Annotated in this window: 2 protein-coding genes; one reads left to right on the top strand and one right to left on the bottom strand. The window is 71.1% G+C overall.

The genetic code is table 11. The annotated features are described in order from the left end of the window. The coding region (locus tag AC1D15_RS27310) for an outer membrane protein assembly factor BamB family protein (RefSeq protein WP_477828477.1) at window positions 1-1,149 on the bottom strand (1,149 nt) is incomplete at its 3' end. A gap of 149 nt (window positions 1,150-1,298) precedes the next feature. On the opposite strand from AC1D15_RS27310, the gene AC1D15_RS27305 reads away from it, so the two are divergent. Then, complete coding sequence (locus AC1D15_RS27305) at window positions 1,299-2,318, top strand: methionine synthase (RefSeq protein WP_477828476.1); 1,020 nt, start codon at window positions 1,299-1,301, stop codon at window positions 2,316-2,318. Window positions 2,319-2,392 lie beyond the last annotated feature (74 nt).

The raw sequence follows: 2,392 nt of genomic DNA, 5'->3' as shown, positions 1-2,392 counted from the left end.
GTTGCCGGAATCCCAGTTCCACACCAGCGCGCCGGTCTCGATGTCGAACGCGCGGATCACGCCCGATTGCTCCTTCGTCGACACGTTGTCGAGCACGGTGCCGCCGATGACCACCAGGTTCTGCGTGACGACGGGGGGCGAGGTCGAGTAGTACGAGCCCGGCTTCAGGTTCGGCATGTGCGCCCACAGGTCGACCTGGCCGCCGTTGCCGAAGCCGCGGCAGAGCTTGCCGGTCTCGGGGTCGAGTGCGAGCAGGCGCCCGTCGGCGGTGGGCATGAAGAGCTTCGCGGGGCAGGCGCCGGCGGCCTTCGTGGCCGGTGCGGCCGGCGGCTGGTAGGCCAGGCCGCGGCAGGTCAGGTGCTGCAGCGCCAGGCCACCCTGGATCGGCGGGTCGTAGCGCCACGCCTGCTGGCCGGTGGTCGCGTCGAGTGCCACCACCGACTGGTGCGGCGTGCACAGGTAGAGCCGGTTGCCGATCTTCAGCGGCGTGACCTCGTAGGTCGTCTCGACCGGGTCGCCGGGCCGGCCGCGCAGGTCGCCGGTGCGGTACTGCCAGGCCAGCTGCAGGCTGCCGACGTTGTCGGGCGTGATCTGCTTCAGCGGCGACCAGCGCTGGCCGTGGCCGGTGCGGCCGTAGGCATGCCATTCGTCGGAGGGCACGGCCGACGCGGCGTCGCTGACCACGGCGGCGGCCGGCAGGTTGCCGGCTTGGTCGTGGCGATCGACCGTCCACGACGCGACCGCGACGACGCCGGACAGCATCAGCACGGTGGCCAGCGCGGCGCGCGCGCTGCCCAGGCCGGCGCTGCCCAGCGCGCGCGCGACCCAGGGCGTCACCAGCAGCACGCCGAGCACGAACAGCAGGTCCAGCCGCGCCGCGAGCGGCCACCAGTCGAGGCCGGATTCCCACAGCGCCCAGGCCAGCGTCGCGAGCAGCCAGCCGGTGAACACCCACAGCGCGGCGCTGCGCCTGCGCCACAGCAACGCGCCGCTCGCGAGGGCGGCGACGCCGGCGGCGAGGTAGTACGGGCTGCCGTGCAGCGCGATCAGCCATGCGCCGCCGCCGGCGAGCGCGAGGCCGGACAGGATCAGCACGACGGCGAGCACGCGGGTCAGCAGCGCGCGGGAAGGGGTAGGGGAAGTCGGCACGGGGAATCTCCGCAAGGCAACGGACAATCGCCCGCGCAGGCCAAGTTAGCGGCCCGCATGCGGGCCGGCTGTCGGCCGCGATCCCGGCGCGTCGTAGGACGGTGTGCCTTGCGCTGCCGGGGTGTCACAGCATTTCAGGAGATGACCCGATGTTCGATGCAACCGTCGCCGGCAGCCTGCCGAAACCCGCCTGGCTGGCCGAGACCGGCAAGCTGTGGCCCACCTGGAAGGCCGAGGGCGACGCGCTGGCGCAGGCCAAGCTCGATGCGACGCTGCTGTGGATCAAGGCCCAGGAGGATGCCGGGCTGTCGGTGATCGGTGACGGCGAGCAGTCGCGCCAGCACTTCGTGCACGGCTTCCTGGAGCGGGTGGCCGGCATCGACTTCGAGCACAAGGTCGAGATGGGCATCCGCCGCGACCGCTACAAGGCGATGGTGCCGCAGGTGGTGGGCCCGCTGAGCCTGAGCGGCCGCGTGCACGCGACCGAGGCGCGCTTCCTGCGGGCGCACACGCAGCGCAAGATCAAGTTCACGCTGCCCGGCCCGATGACGATCGTCGACACCGTGGCCGACCGTTTCTACGGCGACCGCGTGAAGATGGCCTTCGCGTTCGCCGAGCTGCTGAATCAGGAGGCGCGCGCGCTGGAGGCCGATGGCGTCGACATCGTGCAGTTCGACGAGCCGGCCTTCAACGTCTACATGGAAGAGGCGGCCGACTGGGGCGTGAAGGCGCTGGAGCGCGCGGCCGAGGGGCTGCGTTGCACGACCGCGGTGCACATCTGCTATGGCTACGGCATCCAGGCCAACATCGACTGGAAGAACTCGCTGGGCGACGAGTGGCGGCAGTACGAGAAGGTGTTCCCGGCGCTGGCCGCGAGCCGCATCGACCAGGTGAGCCTGGAATGCATCCATTCGCACGTGCCGCCCGACCTGATGCGGCTGCTGGCCGGCAAGGACGTGATGGTCGGCGTGATCGACGTCGCGAGMGACACCATCGAGACGCCGGAAGAGGTGGCCGACACCATCGGCCGCGCGCTGCAGTTCGTGCCGAAGGAGCGGTTGATCCCGTGCACGAACTGCGGGCTTGCGCCGATGAGCCGGGCGGTGGCGGAGGCGAAGCTGAAGGCGCTGGGGGAGGGGGCGGCGCTGGCGAGGAGGCGTGCCGCCTAAAATGGCGGCCCGCCCGCTCGTCGGTTCGCAGCTTTCCCTCTCGAAGACCCCAGATGGCCACCATCCTCCAGAAC

Source organism: Rhizobacter sp. P2_H2 (assembly GCF_056403375.1).
The sequence above is the reverse complement of the archived record's forward strand: the minus strand, read 5'-3'. Positions and strand labels throughout refer to the sequence as shown.